Genomic DNA, 16,416 nt, shown 5'->3' on the forward strand with positions numbered 1-16,416 from the left:
CTCTACCAATTGAGCTAGGCCGGCTAAATGGTGGAGAATGACGGGTTCGAACCGCCGACCCTCTGCTTGTAAGGCAGATGCTCTCCCAGCTGAGCTAATTCTCCATTAATTGATATGCCATATAACTTAGCGACCTTTTTATAATATACTACATTTATTTATAAAGTCAACAATTCTCATGGATTTTATTTGGCAAAAATACACTTGTAGACCGTTTCGTGATTTAAAGTGTCAGAATATCATTCTATCTTAATTTATTACGTTAAGAGGATTGATAAAAAAGAAAGCATCGTTTTATACCGATGCTCTCAAAAATATACTAATATTATTAATTACGCACTTATAAATCTTCCATCCCGGCAGCTCTGTTTTTTTCATACATTTCAACTGCGTACAGTATCAGTGTCTGAAGTATCATTAAAGAAAAGAGCACAATGAGTCCCGAAGGATAATTCATGTTTATTAGAGATACAATCAGATAAATCACAGGTATCGACAACACTGATATCTGTCTGTTTTTTGAAATGACATAAATTAGTGTTCCGACTGACAGCACGATCACGGCAAATTCGAGAAGTACAGACATATCCATCAGATTAAAGGCCGGTGCGGTACTGCCCCCATATGATGAGACACTTAAAATATATAATTCTTTCATTCCGTGAATCCTCCTTCATGAAAAGAAATTAAATTTATATTATTTACCAAATATAACATTATTATATATAGTTGTAGAGTATAAGCCCTTATCAAGCTGTACAAAAAAATCCCGGCAGACTGCCCGGGATTAAATAATATATTTATCTTTGTCTCATGTAAGGGAATAATAACACATCTCTGATTGATGCAGAGTCTGTTAAAAGCATTACCAGACGGTCGATTCCTATTCCGAGACCACCTGTCGGCGGCATACCGTATTCGAGCGCTTCAATGAAGTCCTCATCCATTTCATGTGCTTCATCATTACCCGCTTCCTTCTCGGCAACCTGCGCTTCGAATCTTTGACGCTGGTCAATCGGGTCATTCAATTCGGTAAACGCGTTCGCATGTTCACGTCCGACAATAAATAACTCAAAACGGTCTGTAAATCTCGGGTCTTCAGGATTCTGTTTCGCAAGCGGTGAAATCTCAATTGGATGGCCGTATACAAATGTCGGCTGCATTAATGTTTCTTCCACTTTCTGCTCAAAGAATTCATTTAAAATATGACCATACTGCATAGTCGATTTCACTTCTATACCATGTGTTTTCGCCAGAGCATGTGCTTCTTCATCTGTCTTCACTTCATAGAAATCAACACCTGTCGCCTCTTTAACAAGGTCAACCATGTGCACGCGTTTCCAGCCTTTAGACACATCAATATTATCTTCACCGTAAACTACTGTTGTTGAACCGGTCACTTTTTCTGCGATATATGCAACCATATCTTCCACAAGATCCATGATATCGTGGAAATCTGCATATGCTTCATATAATTCAATCATCGTAAACTCAGGATTATGTCGTGTCGACACACCTTCATTTCTGAAGACACGGCCGATTTCATATACTTTCTCAAGCCCTCCGACAATCAGTCGTTTCAAGTGCAGCTCAATCGCTATTCTCATGTAAAGTTCTACATCCAGCGCGTTATGATGCGTGACGAATGGTTTTGCCTGGGCACCGCCCGGAATCATATGCATCATTGGTGTTTCAACTTCAAGAAAGCCTCTGTCATTTAAGTAATTACGCATTTCCTGAATGATACGGCTCCGTTTTACAAACGTACTTTTAGAATCTTCACTTGTAATTAAGTCGAGATAACGGCGGCGGTAACGTTCTTCCACATCTTTAAGACCGTGGTATTTATCCGGCAGTGGACGCAGTGCTTTTGTCAGAAGTTTAAATTCTTTCGCTTTGACTGACAGTTCGCCTGTATTCGTTTTGAACATTACACCTCTGACTCCGACAATATCACCAAGATCCGCATGCTTCCATAGGTTGTCAAAATCCGCTTCACCGATCTGGTCTTTTCTCACATAAATCTGAATCTGCCCGTTAATATCCTGAATATGAGCGAATCCAGCCTTACCTTTACCGCGTTTTGTCATCAAACGGCCGGCAATCACCGTTTCAGATTCACCCTCTTTATCGACAAGCTCTTCTTTAGAATACTGGTCCCAGTCTCTTGACAGCGTATCCGTATATGCTGTTCTTTCAAATTTCTCACCAAATGGATCGATTCCTAAATCGATCAGCTGCTGTAATTTTTCGCGTCTAACTCCCAATTGGTCATTTAACTCTTCCGTCAACTTTCAACACTCCCTGTATACTTTATATGTTAACTGTCACATCAAACAGTTAATTTATCCTTAAGTTCATCTATGGTTAAATCAAATCCCGGATGTTTGACCTGTCCGGCAATCTCCGACAGCGGCTCAAGAACAAACCCGCGTTTATGCATTTCATGATGCGGAATACTCAAATCATCCAGCTGCAGTTCCAGATCCTCATACAACAGTATATCAATATCGATTACACGCGGCCCCCAGACTTCCGTTCTCACTCTTCCAAGTAAATGTTCAATCCCGAGAACTGTTTCTAAAAGACTGAGCGGAGACATACGCGTTTCGATTTCAAGACACATATTCAAAAAATCCGGCTGCTCGGTGTTTCCGTACGGCTTTGTCTCATGAATGTCTGAACGCCTGGTTACACTGATATCCAACTGGTTATCCAGCGCATCAACTGCATCTTCAAGATTTCCTTTACGGTCCCCGAGATTACTACCGAGGCCAAGATATGCGATTGCCATTAATTATCCCGCTTTCTATTTAAAGTAATGCTTACATTCTCATAACTTCCGTCAATTGGTGGGCTGGGTTTCGTTATTGTAATATCCATCTCTAATATTCTATCATACCGGTCAAATAAAGTTCTTGAAACTTTTTCTGCCAAGTGCTCGATTAAGTTCACAGGCTCACTCCTGATTACTGCTTCAACGAGCTGATACGCCTCACCGTAATGCACAGTCGCATTCAAATCGTCTGTACCGGATGCTTCAGTCAAATCCAGATACATGACGATATCTGTGATAAAATACTGGCCGAGCACACGCTCTGCTTCCAGTGCACCATGGTATGCATATGTCTTTATGCCGTTTATTTTAATATTATCCATCCACGTCACCCTTTAACTTCATATAACTGTCAGCAAGTTTACGGTTCAGCGCGATATTGTGTACACGTACAGCCCTGATGCCTTTTTCCATACCGTACAATGTCACAGCGGCTGTCGCCTCATCTCTTTCTTCCGCTGTAGTCTCATCATCAATCATATCTTTAATCATGCGTTTCCTGCTGACCGCCAAAAGTACAGGATACCCTACATTGACCAGTTCATCAAGACGCTTAATGATTTCCATTTCTTCATTCCGGTTTTTCGCAAAGCCGATTCCGGGGTCAAGCCAGATATTTTCATGTTTCACACCGTGGCGTTCTGCGAGACTGACAGATTCTTTTAACTCGCCGATCATATCAGTCACAACATCCTGATACTTCCCGTGTGTATTATTGTGCATCAGAAAAATCGGCACGTCGAACTTCGCAGCAACATCCAGTATCCGTTCATCATATGTGCCGCGCCACTGGTCATTAATCATCGTCGCACCTGCTCTTATTGCCTGTTCCGCCACATTCGATCTGAACGTATCAATCGATATTTCTATATCCAGTGTACTCAGTTTTTCAATAACAGGAATCACCCGTGACAACTCTTCTTCTTCCGTGATTTCCGTATGCCCCGGACGGGTGGAATATCCACCGACATCAATGATATTCACACCTTCTGAAATCATTTCTTCTGCACGTTTAAACGCATCGTCCCCGGACTGATACCTGCCGCCGTCACTAAAAGAATCCGGCGTTACATTTAATATCCCCATAATTATGAGTTTATCCATCATTTCATTCCTCACTGCTTTTTTTCAGAGTAGACATATTATACCACGATTGCCAGATGAAATATATTCAACTGACATGCCGGGCATCAATGAACACAAAAGGGCGGGTAACGTGCATCTGCACATTACCCGCTCCATGAATTCCAAAACTCTGATTAATCGTCGAAACTAAACAGAGGTGTGGAGAGATATCTTTCACCGTTTGACGGCAGTATCGTAATTACATTTTTACCCGCTCCAAGCTCTTTTGCGGCCTGGATGGCTGCTTTAATCGCCGCACCGGATGAAATACCACCGAGAATGCCCTCTTTGGCACCAAGGAGTCTCGCTGTCTCCATCGCGTCATCATTGCTGATTGTAATAATTTCATCATAAATTTTTGTATTCAGCGTATCCGGAACAAAACCGGCACCAATCCCCTGAATTTTATGCGGTCCTGGATCTTTTCCGCTTAATACTGCAGAATCTGTAGGTTCCACTGCATAAATCTTCACTTCCGGATGATGTTCTTTTAAGACTTTTCCGGCACCGGAAATGGTACCGCCTGTGCCGATTCCTGAAACAAATCCATCAATGGACAGACCTTCCATCTGACTGACAAGCTCAGGACCTGTTGTTTTTTCATGGATTTCAGGATTTGCAGGATTTTCAAACTGCTGAGGCATAAAGTAGCCGTCTTTTTCAGAAAGTTCTCTGGCTTTCTTGATAGCACCCTTCATGCCTTCTGCACCAGGTGTTAATACTAAGTCAGCGCCGTAGGCACGGAGCAGGTTGCGTCTTTCCTTACTCATTGTATCCGGCATTACAAGAACTGCTTTGTAGCCTTTACTTGCAGCAACCATCGCAAGACCGATACCTGTGTTCCCGCTTGTCGGTTCAACAATTGTTGTGTCTTTATCAAGTTTCCCTGCTTTTTCAGCAGCTTCTATCATCGACAGTGCGATACGGTCTTTGACCGAGCTGCCGGGATTCATGAATTCGAGTTTTACATAAATATCTGCACTGTTTTCATCAGTCAGATTATTTAATTTTACGAGCGGTGTATTTCCGATTGCTTCTGAAATGTTGTTAAATACTTGACTCATCATTGAGCACTCCCTTTATCATAGCTTCATACTATGAATAATATATCATTATTTCAGATTGTTTTCAAATTTTAATGTGTAATTAGTTCCTGAAGCTCTTCTTTTTCAATCCAGACTTTATTGCGGCAGAAATGGCAGTCCGCTTCTGCTCCGCCGTCCTCTTTAATCATTGAAATGATTTCAGAAGGTTCGAGCGCACTGATTGCATTCAAGAAGCGTTCTTTTGAACAGCTGCACTCAAATGAAACCGGCATGTCCGAAAGGTATTTCCAGTTCTCTTCACCAATAGCCTCATTAATAATCTCTTTCGGTGACAATCCGCGTTCAATCAGCTTCGATACCGGCGTCATTTCCGATGCACATTTCTCTAAAAATGAAATGGTTTCATCATCTGCCCCCGGCATCACCTGAATGATGAAACCACCTGCTGCCTTAATTTTATTGTCAGGGTTTACAAGAACACCGAGCGCCACAATAGACGGCACCTGCTCACTCGCATAGAAGTAATAGGAGAAATCTTCTCCAAGTTCTCCGGATACGATTTCTGTAGAACCTGTGAAATGCTCTTTTAAACCAATATCTTTTACGACACGTAAAAAGCCGTTCGTACCGACTGCACGGCGCACATCAAGCTTCCCTGCATCATTTAAGTCAAAATGCACCTGCGGGTTGCCGAGATATCCTCTGACGTGCCCTTTTGCATCGCTGTCAACAACGATGGCACCGACCGGGCCGCCGCCTTCTACTGTTACCGTTACTTTTTCTTCATTTTTAAGCATAGCGCCCATCATGACACCTGCTGTCATCGAACGCCCGAGGGCTGCTGCTGCTGTTGGATATGCCCCGTGTCTTTTTACTGCTTCATTCACTGTTTCTGTTGTATCTACTGCTAAAATTCTAAGACTGCCTTCTTTACCGAGTCCTCTGATTAAATGATCTGACATCATTAAATCCTCCTTTAAAATCATCAAAAGCCGCCCCGGAGGGCGACTTTACAATCTATTCTTTACGTTGGTTGTCTTCATTACCGGGTGTATTGTCTTCATCAACAATCATATCCGGACGTTCTTCTGTTCTTTCTTCTTCCTCAGAATGATGGTCTCTCTCTTCTACTTCTTTTTTCACTTCATCATAAGAAGCACCGATTTTATCATCATCTGAATCTTCTTCAACAGTCTCTGCATCATTATAATTACGTTCCGGCAGTTTACCATTGTAGAATAGTCCTTCAATCTGCTCGCGGTCGAGAGTCTCTACTTCAAGCAGTGTTTCAGCAATTAATGTTAACTGCTCTTTATGCTCAGTCAGAATCTGACGGCAGCGCTCATACTGTGTTTTAACAATATGCTGCATTTCCTGGTCGATTTCATACGCAATTTTATCTGAATAGTTCTGATCCGACTGCATATCCTTACCGAGGAATACCTGACCGCCTGAATCACCAAACTGTAACGGTCCGAGTTTATCACTCATACCATATTCAGTAACCATGCTGCGGGCAATACCTGTTGAACGCTGGAAGTCATTGTGCGCACCTGTAGAGACTTCACCGAAGTTAATCTCTTCTGATACACGTCCGCCGAGAAGGCCGACAATCTTATCTTCAAGCTCAGGTTTTGTCATGAAGTAACGGTCTTCTTTTGGAAGCATTACTGCATAGCCGCCTGCCTGTCCGCGCGGTACAATCGTCACTTTATGAACCATGTCTGCATCATCCAGCACCATACCGATTACTGTATGTCCTGCTTCATGGAACGCAACAATATTTCTTTCCTTCTGGGAAATTACCCGGCTTTTCTTCGCAGGACCGGCAATAACACGATCCGTTGCTTCATCGACATCACGCATATCAATCTTGGTCTTGTTTTCACGCGCCGCAACAAGTGCCGCCTCGTTTAACAGGTTTTCAAGATCTGCACCTGAGAAACCAGGTGTACGAGCTGCGATTGCTTTCAAGTCCACTGTATCATCGAGCGGCTTGTTTTTAGAGTGTACTTTAAGTACCTGCTCACGCCCTTTAACATCCGGACGTCCGACTGGAATCTGTCTGTCAAAACGTCCCGGACGAAGGAGCGCCGGATCAAGGATATCCGGTCTGTTTGTTGCTGCAATCATGATGATTCCTTCATTTTCACCGAAGCCGTCCATTTCAACAAGCAGCTGGTTCAATGTCTGCTCACGCTCGTCATGCCCGCCGCCGACACCGGCACCACGCTGACGACCGACAGCATCGATCTCATCAATGAAAATAATACAAGGCGCATTTTTCTTCGCATTTTCAAATAAATCACGTACACGTGATGCACCGACACCGACAAACATTTCAACGAAGTCGGAACCACTGATTGAGAAGAACGGTACGCCGGCTTCACCTGCGACAGCTCTTGCAATCAATGTTTTACCTGTACCCGGAGGACCCACGAGGAGAACCCCTTTAGGGATACGCGCACCGATTTTATCAAATCTGCGGTGGTCTTTTAAGAAGTCAACAACTTCAATCAATTCCTGTTTCTCTTCATCCGCACCTGCAACATCGGAGAAACGGACTTTCTTTTTACTCTGGTCGTATAATTTCGCCTTACTCTTACCAAAGTTCATGACGCGGCCGCCTCCGCCGCCTCCGCCTTGTGCCTGACTCATTAAGAACAGGAACAAGAATAAAATAAGCAGTAACGGTATGAAGGTGAACAGCATGCTTGTCCAAGGGCTCTGCTCATCCGCAGGTTCAATACTGAAGGATAACCCGTCCTGTGAACGTGCTGTTTCTAATATACCGTCTAAATCAGACGCACTGTTGTACGGTATTACTGATGTAAATGATTCCTGGTCTTCCTGACTCTGCAGGCGACCTTCAATTAAATACACATTACGGTCCGGTTGAATTTGTAACTGTTCAACGTTACCCGCTTCGAGTTCTGTAACAAACTCATTATAACGCAGTTCTTCTTCAAGTCCTGAAGAACCATTAAATTGTGAGAATATACCATATATAATCACTGCTAATACAAGTATCAGGATTATATTACGGCCTGCTTTCTTCGGCATCCGTAGACCTCCATTTCTTCTAATACACTAAAAAAAATAATATCATAATTTCCCATTTCAATTCCACTTATAAGACTTTATTGATACAATTCCGGTTTCAAAAGTCCGATATATGGAAGATTACGGTATTTTTCGTCATAATCCAGGCCGTAACCAATCACAAAACCATCAGGAATTTCTGTACCGATATACTTAACATCGACTTCTGTTTTGCGGTTCACGGGCTTATCAAGAAGTGTCACAATCTCTAAAGAAGCTGCATTTCTGGATTTAATCAGACCCATAATTGAGTTCAAAGTTGTACCAGTCTCTACAATATCCTCTACAATCAGTACGTGACGCCCGTCAACAGATGTTGACAAATCCTTCAGAATTTTTACTTCGCCTGAAGATTTTGTTCCGATGTAACTCGACACATCCATAAAATCAATCTGAAGGTGTGTATCGATATGTTTAATCAAGTCCGCCATAAACATGATTGAACCTTTCAACAAACCGATTAAAACCGGTGTTTTGCCCTCATAATCCTCTGTAATTCTTTTCCCGAGTTCCCGGGCAATATCCTGAATCTGTTCCTCGGATAATACTATTTCTTCAACATCATTTTTCAGCGTCATGGCTAAACTCCTTTTCAATTATTAATGGATGCACATTATCTTTTGTACCCATTATATTATAAATCGTTCCAAGTGCAATAATCCGGCCGTTTTTATCAACAACGACAGGTAATCTGTCTCTTTCCTCGCGCATGATTTTTTTATCAATCATTATTCTCGATACTTTTTTAGTACCGACATGTTCAACAGACACACGGTCGCCCGGCTTCCTTGTCCGTATTAAGACCGGCAGCAGGGATTCGTCATGAACCATCACCTTGTACCCGTTGAAATAAAATGCACCTGTCCGGGTCACTTCTAAAGGCTCCTGCCTTTCCGATTCATCTTCGATCATAAAAATATCGTTATACCGGACTGCGGCCGTTCTGCCGTCAATTTCAAAATCCGCCTGCACCGTATCTGCTGCCGATAGAAACTCACCCGCCGCTTTACGGCTGATATGAATCCCCTGAAGCCTGAACCATTCTTTTACAATATAAAACTGTTGTAATTTTGTTTCTTTAAACAGCTTATCTTTCTCTAAGCGTGACTGATGATGCCGAAGGAAATCTACAGCACCTTCCCTTGCATATGACGTAAGTTCATTCAAATCCTCTGCAAGTTCTGTCAGATGGTTCGGCTGAAGGCTGCGGGACTCATAAACAGGCTTCATAATATGATGCCTGATATAGTTTCTTGTGTAGTCGGACCCGCTGTTTGATTCATCTTCAAAATAACGGACACCGTGCAAGTCGCTGTAGGCTTTAATATCCGCCTTGTTCCATTCGTATAACGGACGCAGTACTTTGTATCCATTACGCACGGATGAACGCTCAATCCCGACATATTGATGTGTATAACGCCCCGTCAGCAGCTGGTGCATAATCGTCTCTTCACGGTCATTGACATGATGGGCAGTCAGCAGAATATCTGCATCATGCTTAATCATCATGTCATCAAAAAATTGATAGCGGGCCGTCCTTGCATCATGCTGGGTGAAATTTTCTGCCATATTTAAATGGCAGACCTCAATCGACAGACCATTCTGTCCGGCACTTTCTTTTAAATAGGCTTCCTCCGTTTCAGAAGCTTTTCTAATGCCGTGGTTCACATGAAATAACACAAGGTTTTTATACGACCCCTGATAGGAAGTGGTTAAAAGATGATACAGCACCATCGAATCAATGCCGCCCGAAACAGCCAGTGCCAGTGTATCGGTCTTCTGCCATCCCTGTTCTATCATCAGATCACCCTTTTCTTTTTTAAATAAAAGAAGACGACTCAAAGAATCGTCTGTATAAATTATTTACGACCTCTGCCTCCGCGGCGGGATTCAGTTTGTCTTTTAATAGTTGAAAGTCTGTCCTCACTGTCTTTTAAGAAAGAAGATAATTTCTTTTCAAAGTCTTCCGGCGACGGTTCTTTACGTGGTTTCGGCTTTGGTTTCGGTGCTTTCGCTTTTTTGATGGACAGGCTGATTTTGCCGTCATCACCAATTGTCAGAACTTTAACCTCAACTTCATCGCCTACACTTAAATGTTCATTGATATCTTCTACATACTGGTCCGCCACTTCACTGATATGGACCAAACCGGTCTTCCTTTCAGGCAATTCAACAAATGCACCGAAATTTTTTATGCCTGTAACTTTCCCTTTTACTATACTGCCCACTTCAACTGACATGTTTATATATTATCCTCCCAAAAATCTATTATCTTTACTAATGATACTATAAATAAAAGAAATAATCATTACTATTGCAATGATTATTCCTCTGAATTGCTACTATTTGAAGAATTTTCTTCAGCTTCATCACCGCTGCCTTCTGAAAAGTTGAAGATAATCTCACCTTCTTCAGACATGAAGAACTCACTGCGTGCAATACGCATAATATAGTTGTCATCATTCAGCTGTGTAATCTGCTGCTCAAGGTCTCTTGACTCATCCTGACGCTCTTCAAGTGTGGTCTCACGATCTGCCAATTCTGTACTGAGCGTCCCGTTTTCACTTTTCTGACCCATTGCAATAATCAGGAGCACTGCACAAATCACCAGCATCAAACCGCCGAACACCATCGTTCTTTTTCTGCTCACCTGGTTTTCTCCTTGTGTCTGCGCACGATCCCGCTCTCTTTTCTTTGTGTAGCTGTTAATCATCCGGATGACTTTATTATTCACAGCACCACTTCCCTATATATACTCTTATTAATAAAATACACTATAATCGTATATAATTCTAGAGAAAATCAGTGACATCCCCGGTATCTTCTTTCTTTTCAACTTTCTCTTCACTGATGATTTTATACATTCTTGAGGCATCTTCTTTTCTCGCGTGACTTTCAAGCTCAAGCACTTCAATAGTGACCAGTTTCTGACCGAAACGAATTTCCAGGACATCGCCCTTTTTAAGCGTTGTTCCTGCCTTCGCTGTACTCCCGTTCACCTTCACACGGCCGTCATCACTCACTTCTTTTGCAAGTGTCCGACGTTTAATCACACGTGATACTTTTAAAAATTTATCCAGTCTCATTCTTTCTCCCTCTTTTCCTCTGTCAGTTCAGAGAGCGGCACCTGATGGTGAATGGTTTCATGCATCCACTTCAGCACTTTCTCTCCGTATTCTTTTTCATACTTCACTTTTTCCTTTTTTCCTTCCGACGCTTTCGCAGCCTTCCAGACTCTCGATAAATCATCCATGTCATTAACTTCGGCATCTCCGAACACATGCGGATGACGTCTCACAATCTTATCGTTTAAACTTTTAAGTACATCATAAAAATCAAAATAACCGTCTTTGTTTGCGATTGCGGAGTGAAGTGCCACCTGAAGTAAAATATCACCCAGTTCTTCCACCACCGCATCATCATCTTCTCTTTCAATTGCTTCAATGACTTCATAGGTTTCTTCGATTAAATTCTTTTCAATAGACTGATGGGTCTGCACCTTATCCCACGGACAGCCGTCCTCGCCGACCAGCCGGTCAAATAAAGCAGTCATATGATGAATATTTCTATGGTCGAGCCCTTCGTCCGCCACTTTTGGAATGTACAATGTCAGACGGTTACTGACAATATTCAAATGATCCAGTTCGTGAAGCGGCATCTCATATATTTTTTCATCCGCACTTCCTGCACTATCCGCAAGCTTCACTTTTGTATCTGCCGGATAAAGTTCCAACAGTGTGAGTTTCGCTTCACTCAGGCTGATCTGATCATATACCTGAGTAATTAAAGTATGCTGGTGATGGTTTAAATCCGAATACTCCAACAGTGTCGCATCAAGCAGCTGAAACCCTTCATTTACAGGCACTTTCAAAGCATTTATCACCACATCGATAAAACTTCCGCCGCCGATGAGATTCACTTTTACTTCGCCTGCCTGTTCTTTTTCCAACAGCAGTTCCGTTGTTGTCTCATAAAATAACGGATGTCCTGGAACCACATAGTTTACATCCTTGTTCCGGACTTCTGTCATCAATACATCCACAATTTTTTTATACGTTTCTGAGAACGTATCACTCTCTTCATACACATCATCAAAGGATGTAATATTGAGCCCTTCTGTTTCAAGCGCCTGTACCGCCGGATGATCCATCGTTCTCATATAAAGTGTGTCACATTCTGTTAAAAAGCGCCAGACCCCGAGCGGCATATTGTCAATATCCGAACTGCCGAGACCAATTATATTTATCGTATGCATTACACTGCCTCCAATCGACTCTCTTGTATATCCGCCATCAGCTGAATCAGCTGTTTAATATCTTTTGAACGGAGGGTGAGCTTCATCTCTCCGTTTTCAACAGAAATCTTCAAAATTCTGCCGTATTCCTCCGTATCCATAAACAGCTTCTGACCGTCCACAGTCTCAGTCGCCTGTTTAGATACAAACAGATGGAAATGCCTGTTATCTTCTTTCACTTGATAAATACCGAACATCAGTGCATATACTTTCACTTTAACCAGCTGAATTAAATGCGTCACTTCATCAGGATATTCACCAAAACGGTCAACGAGCTCATCCTCAATATCACGGACCGCTTCAATAGAATCTGCCTTTCTAAGTCGTTTATACACATCAATTTTTGACTGCTCGTGTGGTATATAAACAGCAGGTATATACGCATCAAGTGTAATATCTACAGGAATATTAACCGGTTCCGGTGTTTCCTCAATCCCCTGCTTCTCTCTGACCGCTTCCTCGAGCATTTCTGAATACAACTCATACCCGACTGAATCGATGAAACCGGACTGGTGTTTCCCGAGCAGATTACCCGCACCGCGGATATTCAAATCCCTCATCGCAATTTTAAAACCGCTGCCGAGTTCAGTGTATTCTTTAATCGCTTCGAGTCTCTTCTCCGCTACTTCTGTCAGAACTTTATTCGGCTGATGGAACAAATACGCATAACTGATACGGTTGCTCCGGCCGACACGGCCGCGGAGCTGATAGAGCTGACTTAACCCGAAACGGTCGGCATCTTCTATAATCAGCGTGTTCGCATTCGGCACGTCCACACCCGTTTCAATAATCGTCGTCGTAATAATCACATCATATTCGTGATTAATAAACTTCATCATCGTCTCTTCGATTTCTTTTTCACTGAGTTTGGCATGCATTACACCGATATTTGCATCCGGCACAAGCGACTCAATGTGCGCTTTTTTCTGATAGATTGTCTCAACCCTGTTATATAAATAAAACACCTGTCCGTCTCTTGCGAGTTCACGTTCAATCGCTTCACGTACAAAATTCCCGTTGTATTCAAGGACATACGTCTGAACAGGGAAACGGTTTTCCGGCGGTGTTTCAATTACCGATAAATCACGCACACCGGTCAGACTCATATGCAGTGTTCTCGGTATAGGTGTCGCCGTCAGCGTCAAAACATCGACATTCGTTTTAATCTGCTTGATTCTTTCCTTATGCCGTACACCGAAACGCTGTTCTTCGTCGACAATTAAAAGACCGAGGTCTTTAAACTGGACTTCTTTACCGAGAATCTTATGTGTACCGATAACGATATCAACCGTTCCGGCTTTTAATCCTTCTTTTGTTTTCTTCACCTGCTTTGGTGTTCTGAAGCGGCTGAGCATTTCTACATTCACCGGGTATTCTTCAATACGTTCAATGAAACTTTCAAAATGCTGCGCTGCAAGAATGGTCGTAGGAACTAAAAACGCTACCTGCTTGCCGTCCTGCACCGCCTTAAACGCCGCTCTGATTGCGACCTCTGTTTTACCATAGCCGACATCACCGCATAACAGACGATCCATCGGACGTGCCATTTCCATATCTTTTTTAATTTCATGGGTGGATGCCAGCTGATCCGGTGTCGGTTCATAAGGGAATCTCGCTTCAAACGACATCTGCATGTCATTATCTTCAGAGAACCGGTAACCTTCAGCCTGGGAGCGTTCCTGATACAGTTTAATCAGTTCATCCGCAATTTCATTAACGTTTGCTTCCACTTTTGCCTTGGTTTTTTTCCACTCCGTGCCGCCGAGCTTGTGCATTTTCGGTGCACCGTCATCACTCGCTATATACTTCTGTACGAGATCCATCTGATCAACCGGAATATACAGCTGATCCGTCCCCTTATACTGAAGTTTCATATAATCATTGTGAATACCATTGATTTCAAGTGTTTCAATACCCAGATAACGTCCGACACCATGATGCACATGCACGACATAGTCCCCGGTATTTAAGTCCTGATAGGATTTAATCTTCTCTGCATTTGTCATCTTCTTCTGACGTTTTCTGCGGCGTGCTGTTTTATTGTACAGTTCCTTTGAAGTCAGCACCGCCGCCTGCATAAACGGCAGAATAAACCCTTTTTCGACTGTGCCTGTTGTCAGTACGATTCCCTTTTTAGACGGAATTTCATGACGGTAACTCGGTATTTTTAAATCTTCAAGTAATTGATGCGTCTTATCAAGCTCGTCATCATTTCGGAGTACGATATTGATTAAATAGCCGTCCCCGAGCATTTTATTGAGATTTGATGCAAGAATATCATACTGGCCGTAATAAATTTCTGTCGGCCGTACAGAAATTTTCACAATCTCTCCGATTTCTACAGGCATACTTTTAGTAAAGAGTGTGAAATAAGTATTCCCCTCTAAAGACATTAAACGGCTCAGCTGTCCTTCAAGATAGTTACCGCCGCCTTTAAACATTTTTCCTGCTTCGACCATGGAACTGTAATAATCACCCACCGCCTGAAACTCTGTATCGTATGCGGCCTGAACATTTGTCACTTCATCTATAATCACCCGGTGATTATCCTGAAGGTAGTCGACAAGGGAAATTTCATGGTCATATAAAAATCTGCTGTAATGAATTAAATACTCAAATGAAAAATCAGGATGCATTGTCATCTCGTAATATTCACTTAATTCCTCAAGTGAATTGCTGCCGACAATGTCTTTTGTCCCTTCGTACAATTCTGTCACTTTCTCCTGAAGCTGCTTCCGCTCGGATTCATCGAGAATATACTCCGAGTACGGTTCAATCGTAATATCTTCTACATTCCGAATCGACCGCTGCGTTTCCGGATCAATCAATCTTAAAGAATCCACTTCATCATCAAACAGCTCAATTCTGACTAATTCATCAGGCATGAAGATATCAAAAATGTCACCTCTTACAGCAAATTCACCGAAATTTGCCGCCTGGTTCATCCGCTTATAACCGAGACTGACTAAATACTCGATAAAATCCTCATAACCGATCCGGTCACCAAGCTTGAGTGTTTTTTGATAACTTAACAGTTTTTCTTTCGGCATTAACGGTTTCATGAGTGCATGTACAGGCACGACAAACAGCCCTGCTGTATTGTGAGCAAGGGCATATAAAAAATTCATTCTTGATTTCATGAAGTCGGGACTCTGTTTCGCATGATTTTCAATCATAATATCTCCGACCGGGAATGTATACACATGATCCATTAAGTCCATTAAAGGTCCTGCGATTTTTTCCATCTGATGATTATTCTGAACGATCAGTACTACAGGGTCTTTAGTTTCTTCCGCCATATGATACAGGAGTGTCGGCTTAAAATCGTCATTAATTCCGGGCACTAGCATATTTAATTTTTTATTGTGACTCATAACTTCAAGGAAACGTTCATCCTGAATAATACGGGCACTGAGTTCTTTATTCATTCACATCACCATTATACTGTGTCATGACATCCTGAAAATCTTTTGTAATAAATGCTGTACATGCATCGTCAGTCGTCTGAATCACCTTCTCTAATATGCCGGCATCACTTTTCGGGAACTTTCCTAAAACATAGTTCACCACAGGCACACCCGGTTCCGGTCTGTCTATTCCCATCCGGATACGTTTATATTTCTGGGTACCGAGATGCTGATTCAAGGATTTAATACCATTGTGCCCGCCGCCGCTGCCTTTCTGCCGCAGTCTTAAATGACCGACAGGTATATCCAGATCATCATAAAGTACCAGTATATCCTCTACGTCAATTTTGTAATAATCAATGAGCGGTCTTACCGCTTCACCCGATAAGTTCATGAATGTTAACGGCTTAACAAGCATGACCCTCTCGCCGTTCACATACCCGGCGCCGTATTCGGCTTTGAACTTCTTATTCGAAAGCTCTATTCCCATCGATTCCGCCAAATGATCGACTGCCATAAAACCGATGTTATGTCTTGTGTTATCATATTTTCTTCCCGGATTTCCAAGTCCGATTATACACTTCATCACTTCACCTCATGCAACGA

16 protein-coding genes and 1 tRNA gene are annotated in these 16,416 nt (G+C 42.4%); all 17 read right to left on the bottom strand.

The window, feature by feature from the left end; translation table 11 throughout:
- Positions 1–28 precede the first annotated feature (28 nt).
- Positions 29–104 (bottom strand) — tRNA-Val (locus ACFSX4_RS14095).
- A gap of 236 nt (positions 105–340) precedes the next feature.
- Entirely contained in the window at positions 341–658 is a 318-nt protein-coding gene (locus ACFSX4_RS14100; protein WP_377775934.1) for a hypothetical protein, read from the bottom strand.
- A 142-nt stretch (positions 659–800) separates the two neighbouring features.
- The gene (gene lysS, locus ACFSX4_RS14105; protein WP_377775935.1) at positions 801–2,291 is read right to left on the bottom strand and encodes a lysine--tRNA ligase; all 1,491 of its coding nucleotides are present in this window, start codon (positions 2,289–2,291) and stop codon (positions 801–803) included.
- Between the two features lie 41 nt (positions 2,292–2,332).
- Entirely contained in the window at positions 2,333–2,794 is a 462-nt protein-coding gene (gene folK, locus ACFSX4_RS14110; RefSeq protein ID WP_377775936.1) for a 2-amino-4-hydroxy-6-hydroxymethyldihydropteridine diphosphokinase, read from the bottom strand.
- Positions 2,794–3,159 carry a dihydroneopterin aldolase gene (folB, locus tag ACFSX4_RS14115; RefSeq protein WP_377775937.1) on the bottom strand — a complete coding sequence of 122 codons (366 nt, stop codon included), beginning with the start codon at positions 3,157–3,159 and terminating at the stop codon, positions 2,794–2,796. The genes folK and folB overlap by 1 nt, the downstream gene beginning before the upstream one ends.
- Positions 3,152–3,940, bottom strand: a complete 789-nt coding sequence (gene folP, locus ACFSX4_RS14120; RefSeq protein WP_377775938.1) for a dihydropteroate synthase — start codon at positions 3,938–3,940, stop codon at positions 3,152–3,154. Before folP ends, folB begins: the two co-directional genes overlap by 8 nt.
- 155 nt (positions 3,941–4,095) lie before the next feature.
- Positions 4,096–5,025, bottom strand: coding sequence for a cysteine synthase A (gene cysK, locus ACFSX4_RS14125; protein WP_377775939.1), 930 nt, complete (start codon positions 5,023–5,025; stop codon positions 4,096–4,098).
- A 71-nt stretch (positions 5,026–5,096) separates the two neighbouring features.
- Positions 5,097–5,969 carry an Hsp33 family molecular chaperone HslO gene (gene hslO, locus ACFSX4_RS14130; protein ID WP_377775940.1) on the bottom strand — a complete coding sequence of 291 codons (873 nt, stop codon included), beginning with the start codon at positions 5,967–5,969 and terminating at the stop codon, positions 5,097–5,099.
- Positions 5,970–6,024: 55 nt separating this feature from the next.
- The gene (gene ftsH, locus ACFSX4_RS14135) at positions 6,025–8,070 is read right to left on the bottom strand and encodes an ATP-dependent zinc metalloprotease FtsH (RefSeq protein WP_377775941.1); all 2,046 of its coding nucleotides are present in this window, start codon (positions 8,068–8,070) and stop codon (positions 6,025–6,027) included.
- 77 nt (positions 8,071–8,147) lie between these two features.
- Positions 8,148–8,687, bottom strand: coding sequence for a hypoxanthine phosphoribosyltransferase (gene hpt, locus ACFSX4_RS14140; RefSeq protein ID WP_377775942.1), 540 nt, complete (start codon positions 8,685–8,687; stop codon positions 8,148–8,150).
- A complete protein-coding gene (gene tilS, locus ACFSX4_RS14145; RefSeq protein ID WP_377775943.1) occupies positions 8,671–9,909 on the bottom strand; it encodes a tRNA lysidine(34) synthetase TilS in 1,239 nt (412 codons plus the stop codon). Before tilS ends, hpt begins: the two co-directional genes overlap by 17 nt.
- Positions 9,910–9,968: 59 nt before the next feature.
- Entirely contained in the window at positions 9,969–10,349 is a 381-nt protein-coding gene (locus tag ACFSX4_RS14150; protein WP_377775944.1) for a S1 domain-containing RNA-binding protein, read from the bottom strand.
- Between the two features lie 83 nt (positions 10,350–10,432).
- On the bottom strand, positions 10,433–10,843 hold the full coding sequence (locus ACFSX4_RS14155; RefSeq protein ID WP_377775945.1) for an FtsB family cell division protein: 411 nt from the start codon (positions 10,841–10,843) through the stop codon (positions 10,433–10,435).
- Between the two features lie 58 nt (positions 10,844–10,901).
- Complete coding sequence (locus ACFSX4_RS14160) at positions 10,902–11,195, bottom strand: RNA-binding S4 domain-containing protein (RefSeq protein WP_377775946.1); 294 nt, start codon at positions 11,193–11,195, stop codon at positions 10,902–10,904.
- Positions 11,192–12,364 (bottom strand): MazG nucleotide pyrophosphohydrolase domain-containing protein, encoded by a 1,173-nt coding sequence (locus ACFSX4_RS14165; RefSeq protein ID WP_377775947.1) that lies wholly within the window; start codon positions 12,362–12,364, stop codon positions 11,192–11,194. Before ACFSX4_RS14165 ends, ACFSX4_RS14160 begins: the two co-directional genes overlap by 4 nt.
- Entirely contained in the window at positions 12,364–15,831 is a 3,468-nt protein-coding gene (gene mfd / locus ACFSX4_RS14170) for a transcription-repair coupling factor (protein ID WP_377775948.1), read from the bottom strand. The genes ACFSX4_RS14165 and mfd overlap by 1 nt, the downstream gene beginning before the upstream one ends.
- Complete coding sequence (gene pth, locus ACFSX4_RS14175) at positions 15,824–16,396, bottom strand: aminoacyl-tRNA hydrolase (RefSeq protein ID WP_377775949.1); 573 nt, start codon at positions 16,394–16,396, stop codon at positions 15,824–15,826. Before pth ends, mfd begins: the two co-directional genes overlap by 8 nt.
- Between the last annotated feature and the right edge of the window lie 20 nt (positions 16,397–16,416).

Source organism: Corticicoccus populi, from assembly GCF_042686195.1.
Lineage (GTDB): Bacteria > Bacillota > Bacilli > Staphylococcales > Salinicoccaceae > Corticicoccus > Corticicoccus populi.

Bases quoted from the DNA above. Each gene is read 5' to 3' on its own strand.
- folK (WP_377775936.1), bottom strand. From the start codon at position 2,794: ATGGCAATCGCATATCTTGGCCTCGGTAGTAATCTCGGGGACCGTAAA.
- ACFSX4_RS14160 (WP_377775946.1), bottom strand. From the start codon at position 11,195: ATGAGACTGGATAAATTTTTAAAAGTATCACGTGTGATTAAACGTCGG.
- ACFSX4_RS14150 (WP_377775944.1), bottom strand. From the start codon at position 10,349: ATGTCAGTTGAAGTGGGCAGTATAGTAAAAGGGAAAGTTACAGGCATA.
- hpt (WP_377775942.1), bottom strand. From the start codon at position 8,687: ATGACGCTGAAAAATGATGTTGAAGAAATAGTATTATCCGAGGAACAG.
- tilS (WP_377775943.1), bottom strand. From the start codon at position 9,909: ATGATAGAACAGGGATGGCAGAAGACCGATACACTGGCACTGGCTGTT.
- folP (WP_377775938.1), bottom strand. From the start codon at position 3,940: ATGGATAAACTCATAATTATGGGGATATTAAATGTAACGCCGGATTCT.
- folB (WP_377775937.1), bottom strand. From the start codon at position 3,159: ATGGATAATATTAAAATAAACGGCATAAAGACATATGCATACCATGGT.
- ACFSX4_RS14165 (WP_377775947.1), bottom strand. From the start codon at position 12,364: ATGCATACGATAAATATAATTGGTCTCGGCAGTTCGGATATTGACAAT.
- ACFSX4_RS14100 (WP_377775934.1), bottom strand. From the start codon at position 658: ATGAAAGAATTATATATTTTAAGTGTCTCATCATATGGGGGCAGTACC.
- ftsH (WP_377775941.1), bottom strand. From the start codon at position 8,070: ATGCCGAAGAAAGCAGGCCGTAATATAATCCTGATACTTGTATTAGCA.
- hslO (WP_377775940.1), bottom strand. From the start codon at position 5,969: ATGTCAGATCATTTAATCAGAGGACTCGGTAAAGAAGGCAGTCTTAGA.
- mfd (WP_377775948.1), bottom strand. From the start codon at position 15,831: ATGAATAAAGAACTCAGTGCCCGTATTATTCAGGATGAACGTTTCCTT.
- cysK (WP_377775939.1), bottom strand. From the start codon at position 5,025: ATGAGTCAAGTATTTAACAACATTTCAGAAGCAATCGGAAATACACCG.
- pth (WP_377775949.1), bottom strand. From the start codon at position 16,396: ATGAAGTGTATAATCGGACTTGGAAATCCGGGAAGAAAATATGATAAC.